This window comes from Arthrobacter castelli DSM 16402 (assembly GCF_000430705.1).
In the GTDB taxonomy this organism is placed as follows: Bacteria; Actinomycetota; Actinomycetes; order Actinomycetales; family Micrococcaceae; genus Arthrobacter_C; species Arthrobacter_C castelli.
In genome coordinates, this window is the sequence record NZ_AUMN01000045.1 from 1 (window position 1) to 3158 (window position 3158).

The 3158-nt window shown below is 60.8% G+C and carries 3 protein-coding genes and 2 pseudogenes; all 5 read right to left on the reverse strand.

Annotated elements, in window-relative coordinates; all coding sequences use genetic code 11:
- Window positions 1–785: 785 nt before the first annotated feature.
- Entirely contained in the window at window positions 786–1088 is a 303-nt protein-coding gene (locus tag H535_RS0121570; RefSeq protein ID WP_026821176.1) for a putative quinol monooxygenase, read from the reverse strand.
- Between the two features lie 4 nt (window positions 1089–1092).
- Window positions 1093–1299, reverse strand: a complete 207-nt coding sequence (locus H535_RS0121575) for a DJ-1/PfpI family protein (RefSeq protein ID WP_026821177.1) — start codon at window positions 1297–1299, stop codon at window positions 1093–1095.
- Window positions 1300–1498: 199 nt separating this feature from the next.
- Window positions 1499–2011: an RES family NAD+ phosphorylase gene (locus tag H535_RS28760; protein WP_245580413.1), complete on the reverse strand. Its 513-nt coding sequence runs from the start codon at window positions 2009–2011 to the stop codon at window positions 1499–1501.
- Between the two features lie 219 nt (window positions 2012–2230).
- Window positions 2231–2815 (reverse strand): annotated as a pseudogene (locus tag H535_RS30300) (transposase); the annotation flags it as partial.
- A gap of 248 nt (window positions 2816–3063) precedes the next feature.
- Window positions 3064–3158 (reverse strand): annotated as a pseudogene (locus tag H535_RS29735) (IS5/IS1182 family transposase); the annotation flags it as partial.

The following is a 3158-nucleotide window of genomic DNA, read 5'->3' on the forward strand; positions in this document are numbered from 1 at the left end:
TCATGCTTACGACTGGGGGGACAGAGTCATGCCGAGACCGACAGGCCAGCAACCCCAACTCTTCCTTAACTCGGGGCTACTAAAAAGGTAACGGGCGACAAGACTCAGCTAAGCACCCGCGAAACACCCTCGGTCAAGTACGCCCATAACACCAAAACATGGAAGCATCAGATCTCTCTGACTCGGCAGCGCCTTGGAATCGTCCTGAACACTGCGCAGTTCCGGCAGCCGATCCTCCAATCGCAAGGCGCGCGGACAGGGCGTCAGCGCATCTCGGCCAGTGACCCATGGAAGTCTTGCCCACAGACCCTTCTCGACTCGGTCAAAGCTGCGGCGTAGCGTCGATTGCTTTCGGGTGTGAGTCGTGATTGCGCGTGGGGATCCTAGACACCGGGTCTCGGCTGGTAAGGAGGACCCTGGCCACCATCGCGTGCGGCATCCGGCTCGGCCCATCACCGGGTGCCACGCGAGCAGCTGGTCTGAGTACGGTGGCCTTGCGGTGGACGTTCTCGTTGTCTCTGTTGTGACAGGTCAGGTCCCAGTCGTCGTAGTCGTACATGCCCTCGGCACCCTCGATGGCGTCCCCGATGAGGGAGTGACCGACCCGTTGCTCGCGGCCGTCCACCAAATTTTCGTTGGTGATGTCAGTTCCTCCGATACAAGCATCTGCAACTGGTGTAGTGAAGGGCCGCTGCGGCGTCGCCGCTCGGGCTGCGTGAGCCGGACGTCGGCGCATTCGTGCAGCGGCCCTTCTGCTCCTAGGCCCCGCAACCGGGTGTCGTGATTCAGGTGGGGAGCTTGGAGGCCTGTACGTCGAGCTTGTCGATCGTGGGTTCGGAGAACAACGTGCCGGTCTGCTCGCCGAGGGCCGCCGCGACCGGACCCGACAAGTGCGTCTCGCGGCCGGCCTCGTCGGGAAACACGTCGAAGATCCCGAACGAGGAAGGCCCGAGCCGGATCCCGAACCACGCGATGGTTGCCGGCTCCTGGTTCACCAGCGTGAGGCCTGCGTCGAGGAACTCCTTCACCTCGTCCTCCTTGCCGGGGAGGGCGTCGAAGCGGACCAATAAGCCCTTGGTCACGGTCATGATGTCACCTTTCTTCGGTCGTGCTGTACGCGAACTCGTACACGATGGTATCGCAGAACGCGGGCAGGTCATCGGGTGAGCGGCTGGTGGTCAGGTTGCCCTCGACCACCAGCTCCTGGTCGAGGACCTCTGCGCCAGCGTTGCGCAGGTTGGTGCGGATGCTCGGGAAGGACGTCAGGGCGCGTCCGGCGACCACGCCGACCTCGATCAACGTCCAGTGTCACTTTCAGAAGTCGACTGCACGGCCAACCGCATAAATCCGGGCCTTGTGCAGCCGACTCTTGACGGTCAGATTTCAGAAGTCCCGTTCACAACCCTGCACTTTTTCAGAACCCGGCTGCACAATGCTGCAATTGTCCGAAGCCGTCTGCACACAAGGACGCGCCATAGGCTGTTTCAGTTGGGGATCGTCAATCGGGCGGTACTTCTCGGACCATAGGAGCGCCGTCATTGTTCCATTCAAAGAGGGTCAGGTGCCATAGCTGAGGCTGCTTGCGTGAGGGGTCGATCAGTCCGTGAGCACCTAAACGCTCCAGCGTTTCGCGAACTCTCCATGAGGAAGGCGAACGACCCGCTGCAAACACGTCCTGCCAATCCGCTGTAGCGTCCAATGGATCGATCCCCACCGATTTCAATGCCTCATGATCACGAAGATCAACAATTCGATCTGCCTCCACATCGAACTGCATCACCTCAAGATCGGTAGTGCGATCGGCTGTGTGAGCGATCATTGCAGCAGCGACACCAGCACGCGACGAACTGAGATACAGCGTCGGCACGTCCGGCGGCGAATACCGGCCGGCCGAACGGGACCCCCCAAGAGCAACATCACGGTAGGCGGGATCGACAGCCCGGAAGAATGATCCCGTCACAGCGCGCATAAGCGCGCCATCAGGTCTGACAGTTGGTTCGTCATGTTGCATGGCCACGGCTCCCTTACCCCTACGGCTCAACTAAAGAATGATAGCTTCCTGCGTCCGGCGGTGGATCCCTCAGCGGCATGTGAGCCCCGCTTCGCGGCAAGAACGAGAGTGCGATTAGGGCAGCAGGTCCCAGTATTGTCTTCTGGCGGGCATAACGTGGATCACCATTTCCTCGCCACTTTTAATGATCAGCACAACGGTCTCAAGCAAGCGGGCCTCGATGGTGACGGTCTTCTCGTTGTCGGTGAGCACATAGGTCGGGACCCCGCCTATGAGCCGGAAGCACCGGTCCAGGGCGGCGAACACGTTCGGCATCGTTTTATCCAACAACGGAATCACGATCCGGAACCGGCAGAACGCCAGCCAGGCGCAAAACAATACCGTCTTCGCCCCGTCGACGACCGGCCCGTCGCCGTAGTCGAACTGCAACCAAAGACCAGGACCCGGAGTCCAGGGCCGGTGCACCCGCGCATTCTCCTGCCGGTAGGCCTGCTTCAAATCAGCCAGCACGTACCGGGTGGTGCGGATCGAGCCGTCATAGCCCAGCGCGAGCAGTTTCTCGTGGACCACGTCCCCGCGGATCTTGCCGCGGGAGGCCTCCACCCAGGACCGCATCTGCTCCAGATACAGATCGGTCTTACGACCGCGCCTCACAACGGCCGGTTCCTCTCCGCCCGCTTCGCGGGCCTGCACGTACGCCTTCACCGTATTATGCGAAACACCACACATCTCGGCGGTGTCGCGATACGAGCGGGTCAAATCATAAGCCGCTAAAATTTCCATGAATTCTCCCGGAGATTTCACAACTGGCCCCTTCCTTCCCAACAGGGTGAAAACAACGATTGGCATCGCTATTTCACCCCGGAAGGAAGGGGCTGGCCTCGTTACAACACGAGGGCATGGACAGGGAAGTCCCCAGCAAGTCCGGCCGATCAACCACAGAATGTCCACAGTCTCGGCCGTTCAATTTCTTGCCGCCACCGGTCAAAACCATTGCCGCTACCGGTCAGCTCAACTTGCCGTCTCCGGTCACTTTAGAGTTGCCGCTTACACGCCGGCTCGGGGATCACGGTCTTGATGCCACGAGTGCGCAGATGGGTGCGGATCGCCCGTGATGAGTACGCCTTGTCGCCCAGGACCGCGTCCG

Coding starts and splice junctions, on each gene's coding strand:
- H535_RS0121570 (WP_026821176.1), bottom strand. CDS start 1,088: ATGACCGTGACCAAGGGCTTATTGGTCCGCTTCGACGCCCTCCCCGGC.
- H535_RS28760 (WP_245580413.1), bottom strand. CDS start 2,011: ATGCAACATGACGAACCAACTGTCAGACCTGATGGCGCGCTTATGCGC.